The organism is Kitasatospora sp. NPDC032757 (assembly GCF_055579305.1).
In genome coordinates this window covers 24,540-44,947 of sequence record NZ_JBVINN010000007.1, presented here as the reverse complement: position 1 = coordinate 44,947, position 20,408 = coordinate 24,540, and the positions used below count along the sequence as shown (strand labels likewise).

The window sequence follows — 20,408 nt, the reverse complement described above, 5'->3', positions numbered from 1 at the left end:
AAAAACCCCCCCCCCCCCCCCAAAACCCCCCAGGGGGGGGGGGGGGTGCCCCCCCCCCCCCCCCCCCCCCCCCCCCCCCCCCCCCGCCCCCGGCTCCGGGGAACACTCCGACCACGCCACGCCCGAGGTGCGAGTCTTGCGGACACATGTCAGTCGTTACGCCCATCCCGCTCTGTGTGCGGCGATCGCCCTCGGCGTCGGAGCCGGCATCGGCGGCTGCGCAGCGAACCGTGATGGTCAGGAGCCGTTGCCTGCCACCCTGGAGGTGCCGCCCCCGGCCGTCAGTCAGTTCCCGGCGATCGCCGACGGCCGGATCCCGGAACTCCCGTTGGACCCCTATTTCCTCGACCCGCAGGAGCATCAGACACTGCTGCGGTCGCTGAGACTGCTGACCGGTGAATGCATGGCCGGGGCCGGAATCCCGATGCCTCCGGCGCCGGCTGCGCCGGCCCCCGCCGACACCGGTCGCAACGACCGGCGATACGGCCTCATCGACTCGGCCGAGGCGGCGGCCGGCGGGTATCACCCGCCGTCGCAGCCGGCGCAGGCGGATCCGCCGCTCACCCAGGAGCAACTGGACGCCCTGGCGGGAACGCCGGACGGTGGGCCGGGGCCCGGTGGTTCCCCGGCCATCGGCTGCAACAGCGCGGCAGCCCTGCAGATCACCGGCACGAGGGACTATCCGGCGAACGACCAGGTCGTGCGGGAGATCAACGTGGCGTCGTTCGAGCTGTCCCGCAAGGATGACCGGGTGGTGGCCGCGATCAGGAGCTGGTCCGCCTGCATGACCCGTTCCGGGCACGCCCAGCCGGACCCTCTGAACATCGACGGAATCTCCGAGGCCGGGGCGTCCGATGCCGAGAAGGAGATCGCCGGGGCCGACGTGGCATGCAAGCGGGAGACCGGCCTGGTCGCGGTCTGGAACGCCGTTGAGACCGCGTATCAACATGAGCTGATACAGAAGAACAAGAAGGCCCTTGACGAGGTCCTCGGCAAACGGGCGGCACAGTTGAAGAAGGCCCAGGACGTGCTGGCACGCCGGTGACTGCGGCGGCGCAGTAGGCCGCCCTCACGGACGTCCACGCGTCTGGCCGCCCCTGGACAGCTGAACGCTGTCGGCGCTGAATGACCGGGAGCCGAGGCCCGGGTCTGCCGCCCCTGCGGGACGTCCTCCTTCACAGCGGGGTGAGGATGTCCTGGTGCGCCCCGTCGAGGACGAAGCCGTTGTCCAGCCGGACCCGGACCGTCACCCGCCTCCCCTGCTCCCGGTACGCGGCCCACTCCGGCTCCAGCGCGGCGATCTCCGCCTCCAGCCGCTTCCGGCTCGCCTCCGGCATGGTGTGCCCGTAGTCCTCGAAGAGCGCTTTGAGTCGTTGGTACTCGCGGACCTCCTCGCTCTCCGGGAGTTCCCCGTCCACCCGCTCGACGGTGCCCTCGATCCCGGCTCCCAGCGAGAGGAACCCGACGACGGCCCCGGGCTCCCCGGCGACCGCGTCACCGATCCCGAGCTCCTCGGCCAACCTGACGCGCCGGCCTTCTTCCAGGGTCATCCGTTCTCTGCCTCTCCGTCGATCGGTGCCGCCGGCCCAGCCGGCCCGCGGCCCCGGCCATTATCCGCCGGGCGCGCCAGAGCGCCGGGCAGCTGACGCGGGGTGGGCCGTGCTTGCCGATCGCGCAGTCCTGGACGTCCTCGCCCGGGGCGGGAGCCGGCCCGCGCGGCCGGGCCCGGCCCGGGTCCGGACCGCGACGGCGGGGCTGCCACCGGGCGCCTGTATGTTGATCACCCGCCGACCCTGTCGGTGCCCCGTCCCAGGGTGTCGATGTGCGGGTCCGGCCTGGGCCGGTGACTGCTTCCCGGATATCGGGTCGCTGTCGCCGGGGGGATCAGAACAGACTTCGGCGTCGGGCTGAACATCCGCTCGTCATCTCAACGTGCTTGAAGGATTTCGCATGACCATTCCTGCCCCGCCCGACAGCCCGCAGCCCGCCGAGGGACCGGCCGACACCAACCCGTGGGCACCGCCGAGCCCGCGTCAGGGTGAGGGCCGGGGCGGGGCTCCGGGGCAGGGTGGGGCCACGACTCCTGCCACGGCCACGCATCCGGTCTCGGTCCCGACCCCAGTCCCGGTCGCGGTCCCGGTCCCGGTCCCGACCATGGCCACGGCCCCGGGCGAGCGCCCGGGTGTGCCGTACTGGCCGCCGTACCTGGCGCCGGCGCCGCAGCCTCGCAACGGCGTGGGCATCGCGGCCATGGTGCTCGGGATCGTCGGTGTCGTTCTCAGCCTGGGCGTCATCCTGTTCTGGCTGTCCTGGCTGCCGGCGCTGCTGGCCGTGGTCTTCGGTGTCGTCGGGCTGGGCCACGCGCGCAAGGGGCTGGCGACCAACCGGGCGATGGCGCTCGCGGGCGTGATCCTGGGTGTTTCCGGCCTGCTGGTCTCGGCCGGCACCGGGGTGCTCGTCGTGGCAAAGGTGCAGGCGGTCAACAAGGAGCGGCAGGCGGAGGAGGACGCCGCGCGCGCTCGCGCCGAGGCTGCGATCGAGGCAGCGAAGGAGCGGGCGGCGAAGGAGAAGGAGCGGATCGACGCCGAGCGGAAGAGGATCGAGGCCGAGCGGGAGAAGGAGGCTGCGGACGAGAGGGCCCGGCGCCTGTCGTTCGGCCAGTCCTACACGTACGGGGACGGGCTGAAGGTCACGATGGCCGAGCCGGAGCCGTACGTTCCGAGCACAACCGTGTTCGAGGCCCCCAAGAACGCCACGGTCATCCAGGTGAAGATCACCGTCGTCAACACCGGGTCGGAGGAGATCTCGCTCTACGGGTCCGGGATGCCCTCCGTCAAGGACGCCAAGGGCAACCCCGTCTACCTGCTGATCGACGGAAGCGGACGGTTGAAGATCCTCACCGGCTCTCTCGCTCCCGGCCAGCAGGCCACCGGCCTGTCTGCGTACGCCCTGCCGAACGACGCGGCCGACCGGTTCTCCGTCGAGTTCAACCACAGCTCCGGACTGCAGCGCAAGAACGTCATCTGGTCCGGTTCTCCCGGCTGACCCGAGGGCGCTCCCGCCGAAGCCCGCTGCGCGACACCGGCCCGCGCGGAACCGTCAACCGCCGCACGGGCGCCCGGGCGTGGGCCACGAGGTCGGGCTGACCTCGGAGGCCGTGGAACGCGGCCCTCTATGCTGGGGTCGTGACACCGAGAGCCGGGCAGGGACCAGTGCTGCGGGCGGATGCCGCGCGCAATCGTGCCCGGGTGTTGCAGGTCGCCCGCGAGCAGGTGGCCGCCGGTGACGACTCGCTCCAGCTGAACACCATCGCCCGGCTCGCCGGCGTGGGTGTCGGAACCGTGTACCGGCACTTCCCCAACCGCCATGCGCTGGTGGAGGCGCTGTCGGCGGAGCGCTTCCGGGAGCTGGTCGGCGAGGCGCAGGCGGCGGCCGTGGCCGAGGACGCGCTCGCGGGCCTGCACCGCCTGCTGCGCTTCACGCTCGACCGCGCGCTGGACGATGCCGGTTTCGCCGCCGTCCTGGAGTCCGCGAGCGATGCCGAGGAGCAGACCTCGGCGATGAAGGCCGAGCTGGACCGGGCGGTCGCGGACCTCTTGGACCGTGCCCGCCTGGCCGGCGTCGTCCGGGCCGGCGTCGAGGCGGACGACGTGCGCCGCCTGCTCTGCGGCGTCGAGCATGCCGTGCGCTCCGGTGACTGCGACCCCGCGCGCCGAGAGCTCTACCTCGACGTCCTTCTCGGGGGCCTGCGCCCGCCGCGCTGACGGCGGCACGCGCATCACGTCGGAACGCATCACGTCGGCATCGGCATCGGCATCGGTGCGGACCGGTACCGAGGACGCCCGACGGGCCAGTGCGCTCCCAGCTGACCGGATAGCTATCCGCTTGTGCTAGCGTGCCGCCATCGAAACGGATAGCTATCCGGATGCGGAATGACGGAGGGCAGAGCGGTGGGCCAACGGGCAGTGGTGACGGCGGGGACCGGGGGCATCGGCCTTGAGACCGCGATCGGACTCGCGGCGCGCGGGCTCGACGTCACGGTGGTCGGCCGAAACGCCGAGCGCGGCGCCCGCGCTCTCGAGCGGATCGCGGCGGTCGCGACGGGAGCCGCCCCGCGGTTCCTGGCCGCCGACCTCGCATCGCTCGACGACGTACGGGCGCTCGCCGCGCACCTGGCGGCCGAGGGACCGCTGAAGGTGCTGGTCAACAACGTCGGCGCGATGTTCGCGCAGCGGCAGCAGACGGTCGACGGGATCGAGGCCTCGTTCGCTGTCAACCACCTCTCCCCGTACCTGCTGACCGAGCTGCTGCTCGATCAGCTCCGGGCCGGCGGGCCCAGCCGGATCGTCAACGTCACCTCCGGTGCGATCAAGGTCGCCAAGCGCACCTTCGACGCCGTCGAGCCGCCGGGCGGCTACTACGCCTTCCACTGGTACGGGCGGGCCAAGCTCGCCAACCTCGCCTACACCCTGGAGCTGGCCGAGCGCCTGCGCGGCACCGGCGTCACGGTCTTCGCCGCCGACCCCGGCGGCGCCGCGACCGACATGACCGACGGCACCATGACCTCACCGACCATCGTCTCCCCGGGGCTGCGCCTGCTCTGGCCGCTGGTTCGCCGCACCTTCCGGCGCTCCACCGCCGGCCCGGCGTCCGTTGCCGCCCGGCCGTCCGTCCGCGCCGCCACCGACCCGTCGCTCGACGGGCAGACCGGCCTGCTCATCGGCCCCCGGACCCACCCCGTGCCCGCCTTCCGCGGATCCGCCGACCCCCGGGTCGTCGGCAACGTCCTCAGGCTCAGCCGAGAGCTGGCGCCGCTACGCGGAGGCTCCGACGTCCAGCCGGGGTGACGCCGGAGGGGCAGGCCCTGGGGTGACCAGCCTGACGGGAGTCCGGTCTGCTCAACCGTCCTTCCGGGGCGCCACACGCCGGATCGACTCCAGTTCCTCTGCCTGGACTTCGGCGGTGGCACGCTGCAGGCCTTCGAGCGGGCCCCGCACGTCAGCGGCGTCGCGGGCCGGCACGACGAGGAGCGGGTGCGGCGCGCGGTCGCCGAGGTCGGTCAGCTGATCACCGAACGCGAACGGCTCTTCCGGGAGCTGGGCATCGACGCGGTCGCCGAGTTCCGCCGCCGCCGGGACGCGGGCGAGCTGCCCGAGGGCACCCGCGCCGCCGACCTCCTCCTCCTGGTCGACAACTGGGGCGCGGCCCGCAGCGAACTCGACGGCCTGGACGCCGTCCTGCTCGACATCGCCGGCCGCGGCCTCGGCGTCGGTGTGCACATCGTGCTCACCGCCAACCGCTGGGCCGACCTGCGGATGGCGCTGCGCGACGCCTTCTCGGCCCGCCTCGAACTGCGTCTCAACGACCCGGGCGACTCCGAGCTCGACCGCCACTCGCCGCTCGCCCCGCTCGCCGACTACCTCCCGCAGGCCCGCGAGATCGGTCTGCACCTGGTGATCGCCCGCCGGGTCTCGGGAGCGGGCCGCCAGGCGCTCACCGAGACCCTGCTGGCCCGCATCCGTGAACTCGGCGCCGCCGGGCTGGTGCTCTCCGGCGACCCGCGCGAGGGCGTGCTGATCGGCAACGAGCGCGCGGCGCAGCGCCCGCCCGGCCGCGGCGTCCTGGTCCGCCGCCGGGACCCGTCCACGGTGGTCCAGCTGGCGCTCGCCGAGCCCTCGGCCGACGCCGGGTCCGATTCCGTCTCCGGCAACGACGCCGGGCCGAGCGCGTGAGCGGACGCGGACCTCGTCGTCCGGCCGGACCGGCTGCGCGGTCCTCCTGCCCGAGCCGCACGGCCTCCTACTTGGAGTCGACCCGCCCGAGTGGGTCGGGGCCGGCCGTGAGCGCGTCACGCGCCGTCTGCCACGCGGGATCCCCGGGGCGGAACGCGGTGCGGAGGAAGGCCCAGGTGAGCCGCTGGACCACTGCGACCCGCTCCGGGCTCTCGTCCGTGGTCTCGGCGACGTCGTATCCGGAGACCCCGCCGAGCCCGTGCTCCGCGTCGAAGAGGGTGAGCAGGGACTTGGGGCCGGGGGAGAGGACGTACGGATCGGTGTGCCATTGCGGGCCGCGGACCGTCAGGTGGTCGGAGGCGTCCTTGTCGCCGGCGACCACGAGGGTGGGCGTCGTCATCCCGGAGAAGTCCGTGGTCGAGAAGAAGGGGTAGTTCTCGGCCACGAACGTGGTGAGCGCGTCGCCGCCCCTGCCGGGCGCGGCGAGCAGGACACCCGCCTTGATCCGGGGCTCGGCCAGGTCCACCACCGTTCCGTCGTGCGGGTCGGTGAGCCGCGCGCCCAGCAGCAGGCTCGCGGTGTGTCCGCCCATGGAGTGCCCGGCCACCGCGACCCTGCTGTGGTCCAGGCGCCCGAGGAGCTGCGGGACGGCCGCCTCGATCGCGTCGAGCCGGTCGAGGATGTGCCGCATGTCCTCGGCCCGCGAGCGCCAGTACATCGGAGCCCCCGGGGTCCCGGGATCCAGACTCAGCGTGCTGGAGCTCAGATGGGTGGGCTGGATGACGGCGAAGCCGTGCGCCGCCCAGAAGTTGACGAGGGGCGCGTAGCCGTTCAGCGAGGAGAGGTTGTTCGAGTGGCCCTGACCGTGCGAGAGGAGGACGACCGGTAGGTCGCTCCCGGTCACCGGCGCGGAGACCCGCACCTGCAGATCGACGGCCCGGCCGGGAGCCGGCAGTACGACCGGACTGACCGACAGGACCGGAGTGGGCGGGCCGAGGATGTCGGCGGCGTGGGAAGACTCGCTCATGATGCACGTGTCCCTTCAGCGGCCTCTGCTGCCGGTCCCATCGGGCCGGCGGCGGTCGAGGCGGGCGGGAGTGTCCGGCTTCACCTGCGGTAGAGTCGGAACATTGTTCCGCTTAATGTACGGAACAATGTTCCGCTTCGTCAACTGTCATGGGAGGAGAGCGTGGTGCCCAGTTCCAGCCCGTCCGGTGAGGTGCCCGCCCGAAGCAGGCGGGCCGACGCGCTGCGCAACCAGCAGACGCTGCTTGCCGCCGCTGCCGAGGTCTTCGTCACCTCCGGCGTCGACGCCCCGATCCGTGAGATCGCGGCCAGGGCGGGCGTCGGTCTTGGGACGATCTACCGGCACTTCCCAACGCGGGCGGACCTCGTCGTCGCCGTCTACCGCCACCAGGTCGAGGCCTGCGCCGAAGCCGGCCCGACGCTGCTGGCCGGCTCGGGCTCCCCCCTCGCGGCACTGCGGCAGTGGGCCGACCTCTTCGTCGACTTCCTGGTCACGAAGCACGGACTCGCCAACGCGATGCAGTCGGACAGCAGTGGGTTCCTGGCGCTGCACACCTACTTCCTCGACCGCCTGGTACCCGTCTGCGCTCAGCTGCTCGACGCCGCGGTCGACGCCGGCGAGATCGGCCCGGGCATCCAGGCCTACGAACTGATGCGCGGCATCGGCAACCTCTGCATCGGACGCGACAGCGACCCGCGCTACGACCCCCGCCGATTGGTCGGACTGCTCCTTCAGGGGCTTCGGCCCGCGCAGTCATCGCTCTGACGCCGACGACACCCGATGGACCGGCCGGGCCAAGCGTCCGGCTCGGCCGTGGAAGTCGCCGGCGGCCGCCGGCGGCGGTCGTGTTGCCGGGGTCGGTCATCGGCCCTGTCGGCGGAAGTGGTCGCCGTGTTCGCGCAGGAAGGCGTCCAGGGTGCGGGGCGGGCGGCCGAGGATGTCGGCGACGGTGGTGGTGGGGGTCTCGGGCCGGGCGACGGCGAGTTGCTGGATCTCCGTCACGTGGTCGGCGAGCCAGGTCGGCAGGTGGGCGTGGTGGACGAGGTTGTCGCGCAGTTCGTTCGGGCCGAGGTCGACGTAGCGGATCTCCCTGCCGGTCAGGGCGGACAGCCGGGAGGCGAGTTCGGGGTGGGATACGGCTTCCGGGCCGGTGAGGGTGTACGTGCCGCCGGCGATGTCGGGCCTGGTGAGCGCGGCGGCGGCGACGTCGCCGATGTCGCGGCAGTCGACGTAGTTGCAGGGCGCGTCGCCCATCGTGCCGAGGATGATGCCCTGGGCGAGGGTGGGCGCCGGCCGCAGGAGGTTCTGCATGAACGCGTAGGGGCGCAGGACGGTGTGGGTGAGCCCTGAGGCGCGCAGGTGGTCCTCGACGGCGTGGTGTCCGCGGGATATGGCGACGGGGGAGTCGGGTTCGGCTGCGGGCGCGGAGATCTTGACGATGTGCCCGATGCCGGAGTGGGCGGCGATGTCGATGACGCGGGTTTCGAGTTCGACCTGGGCGGGGCTGTTGGCCATGGCGAGGAAGAGCCCGCTCGCGCCCTCGAAGGCGGCGCGCAGCGAGTGGGGGTCGGCGGCGTCGGCGTACCGGACCTCGACAGGCGGACGGTGTGCGCCGGTAAGACCGGGCAGCGGCCGCTGCGGGGCACGGGTCAGCGCGCGAACGGGTTCGCCGAGTGCGAGGAGGCTGTGGAGAAGGGCGTTCCCGGTGGCTCCGGTCGCTCCCATGACAACGATCATCGGTGTTCTCACTTCCTGGTGGGTTTCCTGGTGGGTTCCCGGCGGCGGGTGCCGCCGGGGTGGACCCGGCCGGGCCCGGGCCCGCGGGGCGGGCAGTCGGGCAGGCGGACGGGCAGTCGGCCAGTCGGCCAGTCGGGCAGGCGGACGGGCAGTCGGGCAGGTCCGGTGCCGCGGTGGGCTATGGCCGGGATGCGGTGGTGGTGGTGGTGATGATGCTGCGCCAGCGCAGGGTGACGATGGTGGTGGCGAGGGCCGCGGAGACGGGCAGGTCGATGCGCAGGCGTTCCAGCCAGGGGCCGGCCGGGGCCGGGGTGTGGGCGGGCAGCCATCGGGCGGCGACCCACCCCAGCAGGGCCGCTGCGCCGGCGGCGGTGACCACGAGTACGGCGGTCAGGGCGACGCGCGGTACGGCGGTGGTCCACCGCCGCGGCTGCCCGCCGTGCCCCAGCCAGGCGCCGACCAGGAACGCCACCACGGCGGAGGTGCCGGCGATGGAGGTGCACGCCGCAACCGCCAGGTCCCGCTGCCCGGTGACGACCCCGGCGGTGCCGGCCATCAGCGCGGGGGCGGCGTAGGCGGTCAGTACCTCGCGCCACAGGATGAACGGCCGGGACGCCGCCCGGCTTCGGCCGGCTCTGTCCTTCATTGCGGGCATGGGGCCTCTTTCTCGTCAGCGTGAGGAAAGCGAAGGGTTGCTGCGGGGTGGCCGGTGGACTTACCGGCCAAAGAAATTAGGTGGCTAACTATATGTTCGTGAAAAAGGCCCTGCCCGGAGGGCGGGGCCAGGGACGACCGGGAACCGGGTCAGTCGGCGGCCAGGGCCGCACTGCCGCGCACCACGCGCGCGAGCAGATCGAGGAACACCGCGCGCTCCTCGACGCTGAGCCCGCCCACCATCGCCTCCAGTCGCCCGAAGTGCTCGGGCGCCATGTCGCGAAGGCGCTGCGCACCGCGCGCCGTCAGAACGGCCACCGTGCCGCGTCCGTCCTCCGCGGACGGGCGCCGGGCGATCAGGCCCTCGCGCTCAAGGCCGTCCAGCAGGCCGGTGATCGTGGCCCGGGAGACGTCGAGGTCTGCCGCAAGGCGTGAAGGGGACTTCTCTCCGCCGTGGGCTTCGAGGTCGGCGAGCAGGCGGTAGCGCCCCGTCGACAAGCCGAACCTGGCGAAGTGCGCCTCGGCCGCCCGGCCGACCCGCGCGCCCGCCGAGATCAGTCGTACGGCGACGAGTACCGCCTGCGGATCGGTCTCCAGGCCGTAGTGCTCGACCTGCCGCCTGGCCTGGTCCAGCGTGGGTACCTCGTCGTCGACCCCATCCCTCGTCATGCAGGTAATATGGCGGCTAATTACCTTGGTTGTCAAGGCACCCCGGCACTTGGCCGCCCTGGCCGGACCTGACCCCCGGCGACCGGCTCGCTGACCCTGTGATCGGCAGGGGACCGGGCGATCACCTCCATGCCGAAACCCGGACCGTTGTAGACGCCGCCCCACGACCCGAAAGCGATCGGCAGACGGCGCAGCGCCAGGGACGTCGTCGCGAAGGTACCGGGGTAGTGCGCATCACCGGTACTGCCGCGGCCCTGCGCGACGATCAGCGCCGGCGTGCCCTGGCCTTGGTCCCAGTCGGCGTTCTCCCGGTACTCGATGACGTAGTTCCGCCCGCCGGGGGTCAGCACTTCCAGCGCCTGCGGAGGCAGAGCGGTGTCCCGGACGAGCCAGTGCCGGCTGCGCAGGGTGAACTCGGCGGCGCCCGCGGTGGCCGGATCGTAGGTGTGCACGTGGATCCACCCATGGCCCGGCGCGGTCGTCGCGTTCAGGCTCGGGCCGAGCCCCGAGTACTCGGGCCGGTTGTCTCGTGGCGTGGCCGGGAAGGTTCAGCGGCTGCCCTGCCGGGAGGCCGAGGAGAATGACGGCAGTTCGGACGACAGGCACGATCGGGCTCCATCATGCGTGGTGGCCGTGGCCGGGTCTGGTGCTCAGGACGCTCACGGCCCCGGAACTGTCCCACAGGCTGGTTGCACGAGGTCTCGTCACCGCAAGCAACCGGCGTGTTGCCCGGGTGTCGTCGGATCAGCCCGGGCGGGGCGCCGCGCTCGACACCGGCAGGCTCCCTGCGAAGACCGGATGCGCCCATGTCTGACCTGGGGAAACGTTCAGGCTGCGTGGCAGAGTGCCCCGGGGCCGGTCGGAGCCGGGGTGAGGGCAACGGTCGCGTGCACGGGAGGGGCATGGCGGACGGTGGCCGCGGCCTGCGAGCGGCTCCGCGTGAAGACGACCAGGCGCAGCACCGCGAAGCGCGCGACGCCGGCGAGTGCGGAGGCCGTCAGGTACACGGCCTGTTGAAGCAACGCACCGGGCGCCGCCGCCACCTGCTGCAGGACGAGCATCGCCAGGCAGGTCACCGCGTACGCCGCTGCCGCCGACCCGGCCGACTGGGCGTGCTGGTGCCACGTCGCGCGCCCGCCCGCGCCGAAGGTGAAGCGGGCGTGCAGCTCGGTGGCGAGGAGCGTGGAGACCACGGTGATCAGGGCGTTGGCCAGGATCCAGGGAATCCAGGAGGCGAGGGCCGTCACGGCGAAGCTGGAAGCCAGCCCCACCGAACCGCCGAAGAGGACGAAGCGGGCGAAGGCCGTGACGGCTCCGGGTGCCACCTGCTGCCGGCTCTGCACTGTCTCCATGATCCCCCCGCTGATGACCCACCCGCGCACCGCACGCCCGTCGGTCTGCGAGACCGGAGGGCACGCCGCCCGGGGCACCGGCCCACGACCCGCTGCCGCTGTTTCTGACGGTGGAAACGCTACGTTGCCTTCAGGCTTCACGCAACGAGACAGTTGCATGGAAACACTGTTGATGCAGGCCACGGCGTTAATATCGTTGCAATCGTCTCGCTTCTAACGCAATGACAGGTGCCCGATCGTTGCACCGGGTTGACGGTGAACGCTATGCCAGGATCGGGGAGACGTGAACGCATCCGCCGTGCGGCGGGGCGGATCGATTCGCCCCACCGCACGGCCCGCCGACCACCGCCCCGCCCTCCCGCTCCCGTGCGCGCATCGCCTCGCGCCTCGCGGTTCGCAGTTCGCGGTGCGACCAGCGCTTCCGGTCAGTCGTCGTCCTGGCCCTGGTCGTCGTCGCCGTCGCCGTGGTTCCCGGTGGCGCGGGCGAAGACCTGGTAGTCGGCGGTCGCCGGGCCGCCGGTGCCGGCGAGCAGGTTTCCGCTGGTCGAGCCGAACACCACCGTGTCGCCGTGGGCGTCCACGACCGGGTCGATCGAGGAGCCGTTGCCGAGCGAACCGTCCGGCGCGGTGGCGATCCGCTCGGTGCGGCCGGTCTTCAGGTCCTGGCGGTAGACGTCCCAGCCCTGGCGCTGCGGGCCCGCCACCAGGTTGTCGGCGGCGGAGGAGAAGTAGACCCAGCGGTTGTCGGCGGTGATCCGGCCGTGGTCGGAGGAGCCGACCGAGGTGGTCCCGGGCAGGCCGCCGCTGATCTTCGTCACGATGCCCTTCCTGAGGTCCCGGACGTACAGCACTGTGTGGTACCGGTGGCCGTTGGTCGACCCGCCGGGCTCGGGCAGAGCGTAGATCGCGCGCCGCCCGTCGGGGCTGATCGTCGCGTCGAAGCTCGCGTAGCCGAGCTTGCCGTCGAGGTCGAGGCTCGCGGCGGCGATGCGGCCGGAGTCCACGTCGTACGTGTAGTAGGCGCCGGTCGTCGGCCGGGCCAGGTCCGGCTGGACCAGGCTCGTCCGGGCGCTGCGGGGCACGGCCGCGGCGATGCCCGGGGCCGGCTCCACGTCGGCGGCGGCGCCCTCGGCAGCCGGGGCGGCGAGGGCGGGGGTCTGCTCGGCGGGCAGCAGGTTGCCGGCGAAGGAGGTGAAGCCGATGGTGCGGCCGTCCGCGCTGATCGTCGGGTTGAGGGACATGCCGTCGCCCGGCTTGCCGTCGACGCCGCGGGTCACCAGCCGGGTCTTCCCGCTCCAGCGGTCGGTGACGTAGATGTTGTAGTCCCAGGTGTAGGGCCTGGCCAGCGACGGGTCGCCGCCCTGGGGGCCGGGGACGAGGTCGGTCCGGCTGGAGACGAAGGCCACGTAGCGGCCGTTCGCGCTGACCGAGGGCGCGTACGAGGCGTGGAACCGGTCGGTGTCGGTGCTGGTGGGCCCACCGCTGACCAGCTCCGTGCGGCCGGTCCGCCGGTCGCGGATGTACACCTCGTCGCGCCCCTGGACCTGCATGCCGGGCACCACGTTCGCGGAGTCGCTGTCGAAGGCGACGTACCGGCCGTCGGCGTTGATCGCGACGTAGTCGGTGAAGCCGTCCAGCACGGCGCCGTCGTCGGACAGGTTGATCCGCTCGGTGCGGCCGGTCCGCAGGTCGCGGACATAGGCGTCGCGTCCGCTCTTCGCGGGCTGGGCCACCAGGTTCGTGGCCCACGAGGTGAACAGGGCGTAGCGGCCGTCGGCGCTGATCCCCCGGCTCCGTGACTGGTTGTCCGGCACGGCGCCGTTCAGCCCGACGCTGACCTGGACGGTGCCGCGCGGTGCCGGGTCGGCCTGGGCGGGTGCGGCGGACGCGGCGAGGACGGCGGCGGTCGCGAGGATGCTGCCACCGACGGCCGGCCACCGGTTGCGGGTGGTACGGGTGCTGCGTGCCATGAGGTCTGTCCTTCCCCCCTGTGATCGCCCGGCCGGGCTCCCTCCCGGCGGCGGGCTTCAGGAGAGCCAAACCGTCGGGAGGCACGGCGGTCAACGGTCACGGATGACCTCGGCGGGAAATACGTCAACAGGTGTACACCGCATGGGAGTCGGGCCCGCCTGCCGAGCGTCCCGGCCTCGGGGGGACAGGCGGAGCGGGAACAGTTCCACCCTCCGCGCCCGCTGTCCAGCGGCTCCGCGCTCCCGTACCGCTGCGCCGGCCCTGCCCCGGCAGCGTGTCGACCGTGCCCGCCACGGACGTCCTGGCGTACCTGCACACCGAGCGGGACGAGGCGGCCTACCAGGCAGTCGGCGAGCTCGCGACACTGGTCAACGACGCGAGCGTCCGTCCGGCACCGGTCGAACTGGACTCGGTGGCCCACGTGACGATCCCGGACGGGCCGCTCGCACCGCCGGGCCGCGAGGCCTTCCCTGGTCGACCTGACCAGGCCCCGGAGATCAGCTGCACCCTGTCGGCGCTGCCCCGCCGAACCCGGCAACCACCTCCCTGCGTCAGACTCCGAAACCGGTCACGGGGCCCATGAAATCCCAGGTCGGACCGTCTGTCAGTGCCGCCTCGTAGTGTGGGATCAACGTTGGAGGGGCGCCGGAAAGGCGTCGAAAAGGGCGTTGGAACAGGGGCAGAGGCATGTCGGTGAACAGGATCAAGCACAAGGTCAACCACGTTTCGCTCGTGGTCGACAAGTCCGGCTCGATGCGCCAGCACGAGGCGCAGCTCGTCCGCGTGGTGGACGAGTTCGTGAAGGGCCTTCAGGAGGAGTCCGACCGGCTCGGCCACGAGACCCGCATCAGCCTCTACGCCTTCGATCACGAGGTGCAGAACCTGGTCTGGGACATGGACGTCAAGCACCTGCCGTCCCTGCGGGGCCTCTACGCGGTCGACAACGGTGCGACGGCGCTGATCGAGGCGGCCGTGAAGTCCGTCGACGACCTGAAGAACATCTGGGAGGGGTACGGGGAGCACTCCTTCCTCCAGGTCGTCGTCACCGACGGCGAGGAGAACGCCTCGGGCTGTTCGGAGAGCGGCCAGATGCACACCCGCATGGCCGGTGGCAAGGGCACCGCGGTGCTGCGCAGCTGGATGGACCGGATCCAGGGTGCCATGGACGACCTTCCCGACCACTGGACCTCGGCGATCCTGGTCCCGAACTCCCTGGCCAAGCGCACCGCTCAGGAGTACGGCTTCCCGGCGGGCAACATCGCGATCTGGGACGCGGATTCCAGCAAGGGCGTCGAGGAGGCCATCGGCACCGTCAAGGCCGCTGCCACGAGCTTCCTGCGGGGCCGTGAACAGGGCGTGCGTGGCACCAGGAACCTGTTCGCCATGGGCCAGGACCTGAACACGGCCGAGGTGAAGGCCAATCTTGACGCCCTGGACACCGGCAAGTACATCCTGATCCCGGTCGACCAGCAGATGCCGATCCGCGACTTCGTCACCAGCGCCGGGCACGCGTACAAGAGCGGCTGCGCCTTCTACGAGCTGTCCAAGCGCGAGAAGATCCAGGGCGGCAAGCAGCTCGCCGTGGCGGAGAAGGACCCTGCCACCGGCCGGATGACGGGCAGGGTGTTCTCGGGCCCGGCGGCCCGCCGGCTCCTCGGCCTGCCGGAGTCGGAGGTCACCGTGAAGCCGGGTGACAACCCGTCGTACACCGTGTTCGTCCAGTCCACGTCCGTCAACCGGAAGTTGGTGCCGGGTACCAAGCTGCTTGTCACCCTGTAGCAGAGGGCCGCGGGGTTCGAGGGGTGGCGCCCGGGCCGAACACGCGGAGGGAGGCGACGGCGGCCTGATCGCACATCATCCGATCCATCACTCTTGACAACTGTTCATGTTCCTGACAGCACTGGCAGTGCACCACTCCCACGAACGGCACCACACCCCGAAGGGAGCGATCAGCGCATGACCAAGCCTGAGAGCGCGGGATACGACTACGACGTCGTCATCAGCGGCGCCAGCCTCGCCGGCAGCGCCGCGGCGATCCTGCTCGCTCGACGCGGTGTCCGCGTCGCACTGCTGGAACGCCGGTCGGACCCGGACGCGTACAAGGTGCTCTGCACCCACTCCCTCCAAGCCGGCGCGTACCCGGTGCTGGACGAACTCGGCCTCGTCTCCGCTCTCGAGGAGGCGGGAGCCGTCCGCAACGAAGCCCGCTGGTACACCCGCTGGGGGTGGATCGAGCCGAGGGCGGCGCCGGCGGGCCCCGAACTGCCGTACGCGTACAACATTCGGCGCAGCACCCTCGACCCGTTGATCAGGTCCCGTGCGGCGCAGACCCCTGGTGTCGATCTGTTCCCCGGTCACCAGGTCACCGGGCTGGTCCGTGAAGCCGGGCGAACCGTGGGGGTGCGCGCGTCGACGCAGAAGGGCGAGCGTGAGATCCGGGCCCGGCTGGTGGTCGGCGCCGATGGCAAGGACTCGGCCGTGGCGAAGTTCGCCGGAGTGCCTGCTCGGCTGCACGAGAACGCGCGGTTCGGCTATCTCGCGCACTTCCGCGATCTTCCGCTGCACGGCGGAATCGGTCAGACCTGGTTCCTCGAGCCCGACATGGCGTACGCGTTTCCCAACGACGACGGGGTGACGGTCATCGCGGTGCTCCCGGACAAGCGACGGCTGCCGGCCTTCCGGGAAGACCTGGAGGGCAGCTTCCTCGAATTCGTCCGCGCCCTGCCCGAGGCACCGCCCGTGGACTCCGCCGAGCGCATCACGAAGATCATCGGCACCGTCGACTACCCGCTTCACAGCCGCAAGCCGACCGCCCCGGGTGTCGCGTTGATCGGCGACGCCGCCCTGACCGGCGACCCCCTGTGGGGAGTGGGATGCGGTTGGGCCCTGCAGTCCGCGCAATGGTTGGCCGAGACGGTCGCCTCGGCCGCAACCGGTCGGGGTGACCTCGACAGGTCGCTCGCGGTGTACGCCCGCACGCACCGGCGCCGGCTGCGCGGTCACCAGTACCTGGCCGCCGACTTCGCCAAGGGCCGTCCGTTCAATCCCTTGGAGCGGCTCATGTTCTCGGCCGCCGCGCGTGATGAATCGATGGCGCGGCACATGTATCGCTTCGCATCCCGCCTGATAGGCCCGCTGCGATTCCTGAACCCCGTGGCACTGGCCAAGGCTTCGGCCGTCAACCTCAGGCACAGGGGGGCCGCCGTGCCACCCGCGCACCTGTCACACACAGGGTCGTGACCGGCTCCCGTCCCGGAACCGCCCCGGCATGCCTGCTCACTACCCAAGGCCGGGAAGTCATCGCCGGCCCGGGGGCACTCCAAACGAGTATGGACACGCGCTGACCTGGGGCTGCGCCTCTTTCTGAGGGCGTCTCCGGCCCGACCTTTCCCGGAATCCGCAGGGGGGCCAACGGGCTTCTTGGGTCCAACGGGCGGCTGCCCACCGTGGGGGCTTCGCAGCAGCTCCCGGGCGGTGGTTCCCTCGGACCGTCAGAGGTTCTGGTGGCCGACGGTGTGGTGGTGGGTGTCGTACTCGTCGAGGGTGTTCGGGTGGGAGGTCGCGGGGATGGGGATGGCGTAGGCGGTGAAGGTGGTGCCGGGGATGGTGGCGGTGGTGGCGGTGGTGGGTGTGGCGTTGCTGAAGGTCATGGTGGCGTCGGCGACTTTGGCGGGAGGCTGGGCGAGGAAGAGGCTGGCGCCGTTGGGGAGGTTTTGCTGGCCGTAGAGGCCGCTGGGGCTGGTGTCGGTGGGGTTCTTGACGCCGGTGCAGTCGCCGTAGGGGCTGGTGGCCCGGTCGTTGAAGGTGGTGCGTAGGCATACCAGGCCGCCGGTGGTCTTCTCGCCGGGTGCGAAGTCGGTGGGGATGGTGGGGTAGTAGGTCAGCGTCACCGACCAGGCGGCGCCGTTCAGCACGCCACTGCCCACGGTCTGCGAGAGCGGCGCGGCGGCCGGCCCCGAGGCGAGGGGTGCGGTGGTGGGCGAGATCTTCGGCGTGACGGGTGCGGCGGCGGCCGAGGCTTTCGCGGCGGCGATCGCCGAGGCGAGCGGATCGGCGGTGGCCGCGGCGGCGGAGTCGGCGCTGGCGGATGTGCTCAGGGTGAGGCCGGCCAACGCGGCGGCGGCCGCGGCGGCCGCGGCGAGCTTTGTGGTCCGTGCCTGGGTCATGGTTTCTCCTAGGTCGTGCAGGGGATGAACGGCAGGAGCGGCGCCTCTCCACCCGTGAGTACTCCCGCTCCGCCGAACGGGTTGCACGCATCGATCACCGGAGCGGTACGGTACAGCGCCTCCCAGGGAGGAACGCACCCGTCGTCTGCGCCGACCAGGTCGTCGTCCTCCTGGGACCGGCAAAGGCCGCCGCCGACGCGGACGGGAGTCTCCGGCCTGCCCTTTGCCAGGGGTCAACGGTCTCCATGGCCGACCGAACGGCTGAACCTGGGTGCCGTTGGAAGGCCTGCCAAGTGGATCGAGAGGCTCAACCGCCGGCCGTTCGGTCGCGCGGGCTTCCCGTTCTGCGCAAAGAGCCCTCCATATTCTGATCACCGATCAGGTGGGAACTGGATGGCAGCAGCGGCGGCCGATGTGCGAGCCTTCTTCTCCCCGATGCCGATCGAGAAGACTCCGGTGAACCACGACGACGCCCTCAAGCGGCTGAGCCACATCGCGCGAGAGAGGGCATTCGGCAGGCACGTCGGGTCCGACCGGCTCGTCCAGGCAGGGCTGAACGCGCTGATTGCCGGGGTCGAGAGCCCCTCCCTCGCTGTGCTGGCCGGTCTCCTCCGGAGCGAGGAGCCCGAAGCGCCGGCGCTCTTCGACCAGGTGCTGGGGGAGTTGGGACTGCTCTTCTGCCCGCCGGCTGACCCTCGGGCCGCACGATGGGCGATGGCCCACTGGGTCGCCGGCCAGATCGCCGACGGATCCCTCGATCCCGCCACCGGCACCCACCTCATCCGGGCCGAGATCGCCGATGACCTCGGCTATCCCGAGGAGCTGGAACCACTGGTCCACTGCGCGCACCGCCTGGACGGCTGGGAGGGGACCTGGGGAGCCCCCGTCGAGGAACTCAACAGGGAGGCGGTCGAGGCGGCGAAGGAGTTCCTGAGAAGGAGGTCGGCGGCCGAGGCGGGGCTCTGACCGGCGGTTCGTTCTCGCCACGGGGATTGGTCCACCGGCCCACGGTGCGCCATCCTGCCGTGGTCACCCGCTCGTGAAGGGCCGGACGCTCTGCGGGCGCGGCCGGGCCACGGCCCGGTCGGCATCGGCCTCGGGCACGTCGCCGAAGAGTATCCGCCGGGCGTCCTCGTACGGCGGGGCGTGGCCCGTGCCGTCGTCCGGCACGGGCGTTCCGAGAAAGGTGAGCATGCTCTCCCCGGACAGGTCCTGGCCGGCCCCATCGATTCCTCGAACGTCGAACGCCGGCGCACGCCTTCCACGGTGTGGCTGGGGCCACCGCCTGATCTTCCTTTGTCCACGCACACGGTGATCACCGCCGGCCGCACTCGGCTTCTTATCGCCCCCGAACCAGCGAGATCGCGGTGGTACGGCTGTCAAGGACCGGCCCCTCGATCCTGCGGCGGGGGAAGGAATCAGCTCTCGCATCTGTTCTGTGCAAGGAGTGAACTCATGAATGCCAGGCGAAGGGTGAGGCTGTGTCAGTGACCTTCAACGAGGAGACGCGCGAGCTGCTGGACGGGAGGAACTTCGCCACCGTCGCGACGCTGAATCGGGACGGCGGGCCGCAGACCTCGGTGGTCTGGATCGCGCGGGACGGGGACGCGGTGCTGTTCTCCACCACGGCGGGGCGCCGGAAGGCACGCAACCTCGCCCGGGACCCACGGGTCAGCCTCACCGTCTTCGACACCGAGAACCCGTACCACTCCGTGGACATCCGAGGCACTGTCGAACTGATCGAGGACCAGGAGAAGTCGCTGCCGCGCAGGCTCTCCCAGAAGTACCTCGGCGAGGACCCGCCGGCCGAGCCGGACGAGGTGCTCCGGCTCATCGTCCGGGTGACGCCGCATAGGATCACCGGCTTCGCGGTCTGAGCGCCGCGGCCGCCTGCGTCAGGGGTGGGCTCGGCCCGGTCAGAGCGGATCCTGCCGGTGGTCACGGCCACGTCGGCGCCTTCCCGCGCTCGCCCCGACAAGCACACTGGCCACACTGACCTCACAGGTCCGGGTTCAGTGGCCCGCCGGGGAGGCGGCCGGATATCTGTCGGCCCGTTCATTCCGTCTCTGACAGCGAATCCCGCGAATTCCTGCCAACTGGTGGGAATTCGCGGGATCCGGGAGCTCACACGGGGCGAGGGCCCTCACGGCGGCCTGCGCCGGGCATCGTCCGGTCGCCGGCCACTGTCGTCGCGGGTGGGAGCACGCATCACCCCGAGGACTTGACCACCGTCGGGAGTCGAGATGCGTGGGCGGTGGTCTGGCGACCGGTTCGGTAGCGGCCCGGGGTCGTTCCGATGATGCTGGTGAACGCCGCGATGAAGCTGCTGGGGTTGGCCCATCCGCAGGCGTGGGCGGTTTGGATGGTGTCGTGGCCGTCGGTGAGGAGCACGAGAGCGTGGTAGATGCGTAGCTGCGTGCGCCACTCATAGAAGGTCATGCCGAGTTCGCTGCGCAGCAGTCGGCTGAGGGTTCGGGTGCTGGCTCCGATCGTCTTCCCGAGTTCGGCCAGCGTGGCGTTGTCCGCCGGCTTCTCGTACAGCATCCGGGCGATGGCCTGCAGTCGGTCGTCCCGTGGCTCCGGCAGGTGCAGTGGCTGTTCGTGTGCTTCGCGGAGTTCGTCGACGAGGACGCGGAGGAGGCGAGAGTGCGCGGAGCGGCTGTAGCCGGACGCGTCGTCGTAGTTGCGGGGGCCGGTCAGGGCGAGCAGGACCTCGCGGGCGAGGCCGGAGGCCAGGAAGACGGCGGGATGGTCGGGTAGGAGCCGCGCGAGGGATGGCGTGAGAAAGACGATCCGCATGTCGGTGTCGCCGTGGGCGCGGTGGTAGTGCGTGAACCCGGTGGGGGTCCAGGCGACCCGGTTGGCGGGAACGATCGACGTGCCGTGCTCGGTGTGAACCGCCAGGACGCCGCCGGCTGCGTATACCAGGTGCCCCCGTGCGTGCGACTGTGCTGCGCTGGTTTCGCCGGACGGCCAGAGGTGGCGCCCGCCGGACGGCCACACATGGGACGTCACACCGGTGTGCAGGCGAGGTTGGCGGCGAACAGGCATCAGTTGGCATCCTACGGGTAGCACGCCACACCCTGATCTGGTGACACTT

The 20,408-nt window shown here is 71.5% G+C and carries 21 protein-coding genes and 1 pseudogene; 11 read left to right on the top strand and 11 right to left on the bottom strand.

From position 1 onward, the window contains the following. Positions 1-136 precede the first annotated feature (136 nt). On the top strand, positions 137-1,045 hold the full coding sequence (locus tag ACZ5WK_RS12320; RefSeq protein ID WP_465547290.1) for a hypothetical protein: 909 nt from the start codon (positions 137-139) through the stop codon (positions 1,043-1,045). Positions 1,046-1,175: 130 nt separating this feature from the next. On the opposite strand, the gene ACZ5WK_RS12315 is transcribed toward ACZ5WK_RS12320, so the two are convergent. Further along, the gene (locus ACZ5WK_RS12315) at positions 1,176-1,550 is read right to left on the bottom strand and encodes a hypothetical protein (protein WP_465547289.1); all 375 of its coding nucleotides are present in this window, start codon (positions 1,548-1,550) and stop codon (positions 1,176-1,178) included. Between the two features lie 604 nt (positions 1,551-2,154). Here ACZ5WK_RS12315 and ACZ5WK_RS12310 point away from each other — a divergent pair. The 4 genes and pseudogenes from ACZ5WK_RS12310 to ACZ5WK_RS12295 form a co-directional block, all read left to right on the top strand. After that, the gene (locus ACZ5WK_RS12310; protein ID WP_465547288.1) at positions 2,155-3,045 is read left to right on the top strand and encodes a DUF4190 domain-containing protein; all 891 of its coding nucleotides are present in this window, start codon (positions 2,155-2,157) and stop codon (positions 3,043-3,045) included. A 140-nt stretch (positions 3,046-3,185) separates the two neighbouring features. Then, positions 3,186-3,764: a TetR/AcrR family transcriptional regulator gene (locus ACZ5WK_RS12305; RefSeq protein WP_465547287.1), complete on the top strand. Its 579-nt coding sequence runs from the start codon at positions 3,186-3,188 to the stop codon at positions 3,762-3,764. 168 nt (positions 3,765-3,932) lie between these two features. Beyond that, positions 3,933-4,847, top strand: coding sequence for an SDR family NAD(P)-dependent oxidoreductase (locus ACZ5WK_RS12300; protein ID WP_465547286.1), 915 nt, complete (start codon positions 3,933-3,935; stop codon positions 4,845-4,847). Positions 4,848-4,928: 81 nt separating this feature from the next. Beyond that, a pseudogene (locus ACZ5WK_RS12295) lies at positions 4,929-5,732 on the top strand (FtsK/SpoIIIE domain-containing protein); the annotation flags it as partial. Between the two features lie 67 nt (positions 5,733-5,799). Here ACZ5WK_RS12295 and ACZ5WK_RS12290 read toward each other — a convergent pair. Continuing rightward, complete coding sequence (locus tag ACZ5WK_RS12290; RefSeq protein WP_465547285.1) at positions 5,800-6,759, bottom strand: alpha/beta hydrolase family protein; 960 nt, start codon at positions 6,757-6,759, stop codon at positions 5,800-5,802. Between the two features lie 165 nt (positions 6,760-6,924). Here ACZ5WK_RS12290 and ACZ5WK_RS12285 point away from each other — a divergent pair, with 165 nt between their 5' ends. Beyond that, positions 6,925-7,524: a TetR/AcrR family transcriptional regulator gene (locus ACZ5WK_RS12285; protein WP_465547284.1), complete on the top strand. Its 600-nt coding sequence runs from the start codon at positions 6,925-6,927 to the stop codon at positions 7,522-7,524. A 96-nt stretch (positions 7,525-7,620) separates the two neighbouring features. Here ACZ5WK_RS12285 and ACZ5WK_RS12280 read toward each other — a convergent pair whose 3' ends face one another. From ACZ5WK_RS12280 to ACZ5WK_RS12255, 6 genes are all read right to left on the bottom strand, one after another. Further along, positions 7,621-8,484 (bottom strand): SDR family oxidoreductase, encoded by an 864-nt coding sequence (locus ACZ5WK_RS12280; RefSeq protein WP_465547283.1) that lies wholly within the window; start codon positions 8,482-8,484, stop codon positions 7,621-7,623. A 190-nt stretch (positions 8,485-8,674) separates the two neighbouring features. Then, the gene (locus tag ACZ5WK_RS12275; protein WP_465547282.1) at positions 8,675-9,151 is read right to left on the bottom strand and encodes a hypothetical protein; all 477 of its coding nucleotides are present in this window, start codon (positions 9,149-9,151) and stop codon (positions 8,675-8,677) included. A gap of 149 nt (positions 9,152-9,300) precedes the next feature. Further along, positions 9,301-9,819 carry a MarR family winged helix-turn-helix transcriptional regulator gene (locus ACZ5WK_RS12270; RefSeq protein WP_465547281.1) on the bottom strand — a complete coding sequence of 173 codons (519 nt, stop codon included), beginning with the start codon at positions 9,817-9,819 and terminating at the stop codon, positions 9,301-9,303. Between the two features lie 32 nt (positions 9,820-9,851). Then, positions 9,852-10,271 (bottom strand): hypothetical protein, encoded by a 420-nt coding sequence (locus ACZ5WK_RS12265; RefSeq protein ID WP_465547280.1) that lies wholly within the window; start codon positions 10,269-10,271, stop codon positions 9,852-9,854. 375 nt (positions 10,272-10,646) lie between these two features. Continuing rightward, entirely contained in the window at positions 10,647-11,171 is a 525-nt protein-coding gene (locus ACZ5WK_RS12260; RefSeq protein WP_465547279.1) for a GtrA domain-containing protein, read from the bottom strand. A 425-nt stretch (positions 11,172-11,596) separates the two neighbouring features. Continuing rightward, positions 11,597-13,141, bottom strand: a complete 1,545-nt coding sequence (locus ACZ5WK_RS12255; protein ID WP_465547278.1) for a hypothetical protein — start codon at positions 13,139-13,141, stop codon at positions 11,597-11,599. A gap of 284 nt (positions 13,142-13,425) precedes the next feature. Between ACZ5WK_RS12255 and ACZ5WK_RS12250 the strand changes: the two genes are divergently transcribed. The 3 genes from ACZ5WK_RS12250 (at position 13,426) to ACZ5WK_RS12240 (ending at position 16,382) form a co-directional block, all read left to right on the top strand. Further along, positions 13,426-13,725 carry a hypothetical protein gene (locus tag ACZ5WK_RS12250; protein ID WP_465547277.1) on the top strand — a complete coding sequence of 100 codons (300 nt, stop codon included), beginning with the start codon at positions 13,426-13,428 and terminating at the stop codon, positions 13,723-13,725. Between the two features lie 104 nt (positions 13,726-13,829). Beyond that, the gene (locus ACZ5WK_RS12245; RefSeq protein WP_331742318.1) at positions 13,830-14,921 is read left to right on the top strand and encodes a vWA domain-containing protein; all 1,092 of its coding nucleotides are present in this window, start codon (positions 13,830-13,832) and stop codon (positions 14,919-14,921) included. Positions 14,922-15,098: 177 nt separating this feature from the next. Next, positions 15,099-16,382 (top strand): NAD(P)/FAD-dependent oxidoreductase, encoded by a 1,284-nt coding sequence (locus ACZ5WK_RS12240; RefSeq protein ID WP_465547276.1) that lies wholly within the window; start codon positions 15,099-15,101, stop codon positions 16,380-16,382. Between the two features lie 251 nt (positions 16,383-16,633). On the opposite strand, the gene ACZ5WK_RS12235 is transcribed toward ACZ5WK_RS12240, so the two are convergent. Then, a complete protein-coding gene (locus ACZ5WK_RS12235) occupies positions 16,634-17,308 on the bottom strand; it encodes a hypothetical protein (RefSeq protein ID WP_465547275.1) in 675 nt (224 codons plus the stop codon). Between the two features lie 393 nt (positions 17,309-17,701). Between ACZ5WK_RS12235 and ACZ5WK_RS12230 the strand changes: the two genes are divergently transcribed. Next, entirely contained in the window at positions 17,702-18,274 is a 573-nt protein-coding gene (locus ACZ5WK_RS12230; protein ID WP_465547274.1) for a hypothetical protein, read from the top strand. A 63-nt stretch (positions 18,275-18,337) separates the two neighbouring features. Here ACZ5WK_RS12230 and ACZ5WK_RS12225 read toward each other — a convergent pair whose 3' ends face one another. After that, positions 18,338-18,502 carry a hypothetical protein gene (locus tag ACZ5WK_RS12225; protein WP_465547273.1) on the bottom strand — a complete coding sequence of 55 codons (165 nt, stop codon included), beginning with the start codon at positions 18,500-18,502 and terminating at the stop codon, positions 18,338-18,340. Between the two features lie 293 nt (positions 18,503-18,795). Between ACZ5WK_RS12225 and ACZ5WK_RS12220 the strand changes: the two genes are divergently transcribed. Next, positions 18,796-19,185, top strand: a complete 390-nt coding sequence (locus ACZ5WK_RS12220; protein WP_465547272.1) for a PPOX class F420-dependent oxidoreductase — start codon at positions 18,796-18,798, stop codon at positions 19,183-19,185. A 331-nt stretch (positions 19,186-19,516) separates the two neighbouring features. On the opposite strand, the gene ACZ5WK_RS12215 is transcribed toward ACZ5WK_RS12220, so the two are convergent. Next, a complete protein-coding gene (locus ACZ5WK_RS12215) occupies positions 19,517-20,359 on the bottom strand; it encodes a helix-turn-helix transcriptional regulator (protein WP_465547271.1) in 843 nt (280 codons plus the stop codon). Between the last annotated feature and the right edge of the window lie 49 nt (positions 20,360-20,408).

Excerpts from the sequence above, each read along its gene's own strand:
- ACZ5WK_RS12310 (WP_465547288.1), top strand. The coding sequence starts at position 2,155 with ATGGCCACGGCCCCGGGCGAGCGCCCGGGTGTGCCGTACTGGCCGCCG.
- ACZ5WK_RS12290 (WP_465547285.1), bottom strand. The coding sequence starts at position 6,759 with ATGAGCGAGTCTTCCCACGCCGCCGACATCCTCGGCCCGCCCACTCCG.
- ACZ5WK_RS12235 (WP_465547275.1), bottom strand. The coding sequence starts at position 17,308 with ATGACCCAGGCACGGACCACAAAGCTCGCCGCGGCCGCCGCGGCCGCC.
- ACZ5WK_RS12270 (WP_465547281.1), bottom strand. The coding sequence starts at position 9,819 with ATGACGAGGGATGGGGTCGACGACGAGGTACCCACGCTGGACCAGGCC.
- ACZ5WK_RS12230 (WP_465547274.1), top strand. The coding sequence starts at position 17,702 with ATGGCAGCAGCGGCGGCCGATGTGCGAGCCTTCTTCTCCCCGATGCCG.
- ACZ5WK_RS12245 (WP_331742318.1), top strand. The coding sequence starts at position 13,830 with ATGTCGGTGAACAGGATCAAGCACAAGGTCAACCACGTTTCGCTCGTG.
- ACZ5WK_RS12280 (WP_465547283.1), bottom strand. The coding sequence starts at position 8,484 with ATGGGAGCGACCGGAGCCACCGGGAACGCCCTTCTCCACAGCCTCCTC.
- ACZ5WK_RS12225 (WP_465547273.1), bottom strand. The coding sequence starts at position 18,502 with ATGCTCACCTTTCTCGGAACGCCCGTGCCGGACGACGGCACGGGCCAC.
- ACZ5WK_RS12240 (WP_465547276.1), top strand. The coding sequence starts at position 15,099 with ATGACCAAGCCTGAGAGCGCGGGATACGACTACGACGTCGTCATCAGC.
- ACZ5WK_RS12300 (WP_465547286.1), top strand. The coding sequence starts at position 3,933 with ATGACGGAGGGCAGAGCGGTGGGCCAACGGGCAGTGGTGACGGCGGGG.
- ACZ5WK_RS12215 (WP_465547271.1), bottom strand. The coding sequence starts at position 20,359 with ATGCCTGTTCGCCGCCAACCTCGCCTGCACACCGGTGTGACGTCCCAT.
- ACZ5WK_RS12255 (WP_465547278.1), bottom strand. The coding sequence starts at position 13,141 with ATGGCACGCAGCACCCGTACCACCCGCAACCGGTGGCCGGCCGTCGGT.
- ACZ5WK_RS12275 (WP_465547282.1), bottom strand. The coding sequence starts at position 9,151 with ATGCCCGCAATGAAGGACAGAGCCGGCCGAAGCCGGGCGGCGTCCCGG.
- ACZ5WK_RS12315 (WP_465547289.1), bottom strand. The coding sequence starts at position 1,550 with ATGACCCTGGAAGAAGGCCGGCGCGTCAGGTTGGCCGAGGAGCTCGGG.
- ACZ5WK_RS12260 (WP_465547279.1), bottom strand. The coding sequence starts at position 11,171 with ATGGAGACAGTGCAGAGCCGGCAGCAGGTGGCACCCGGAGCCGTCACG.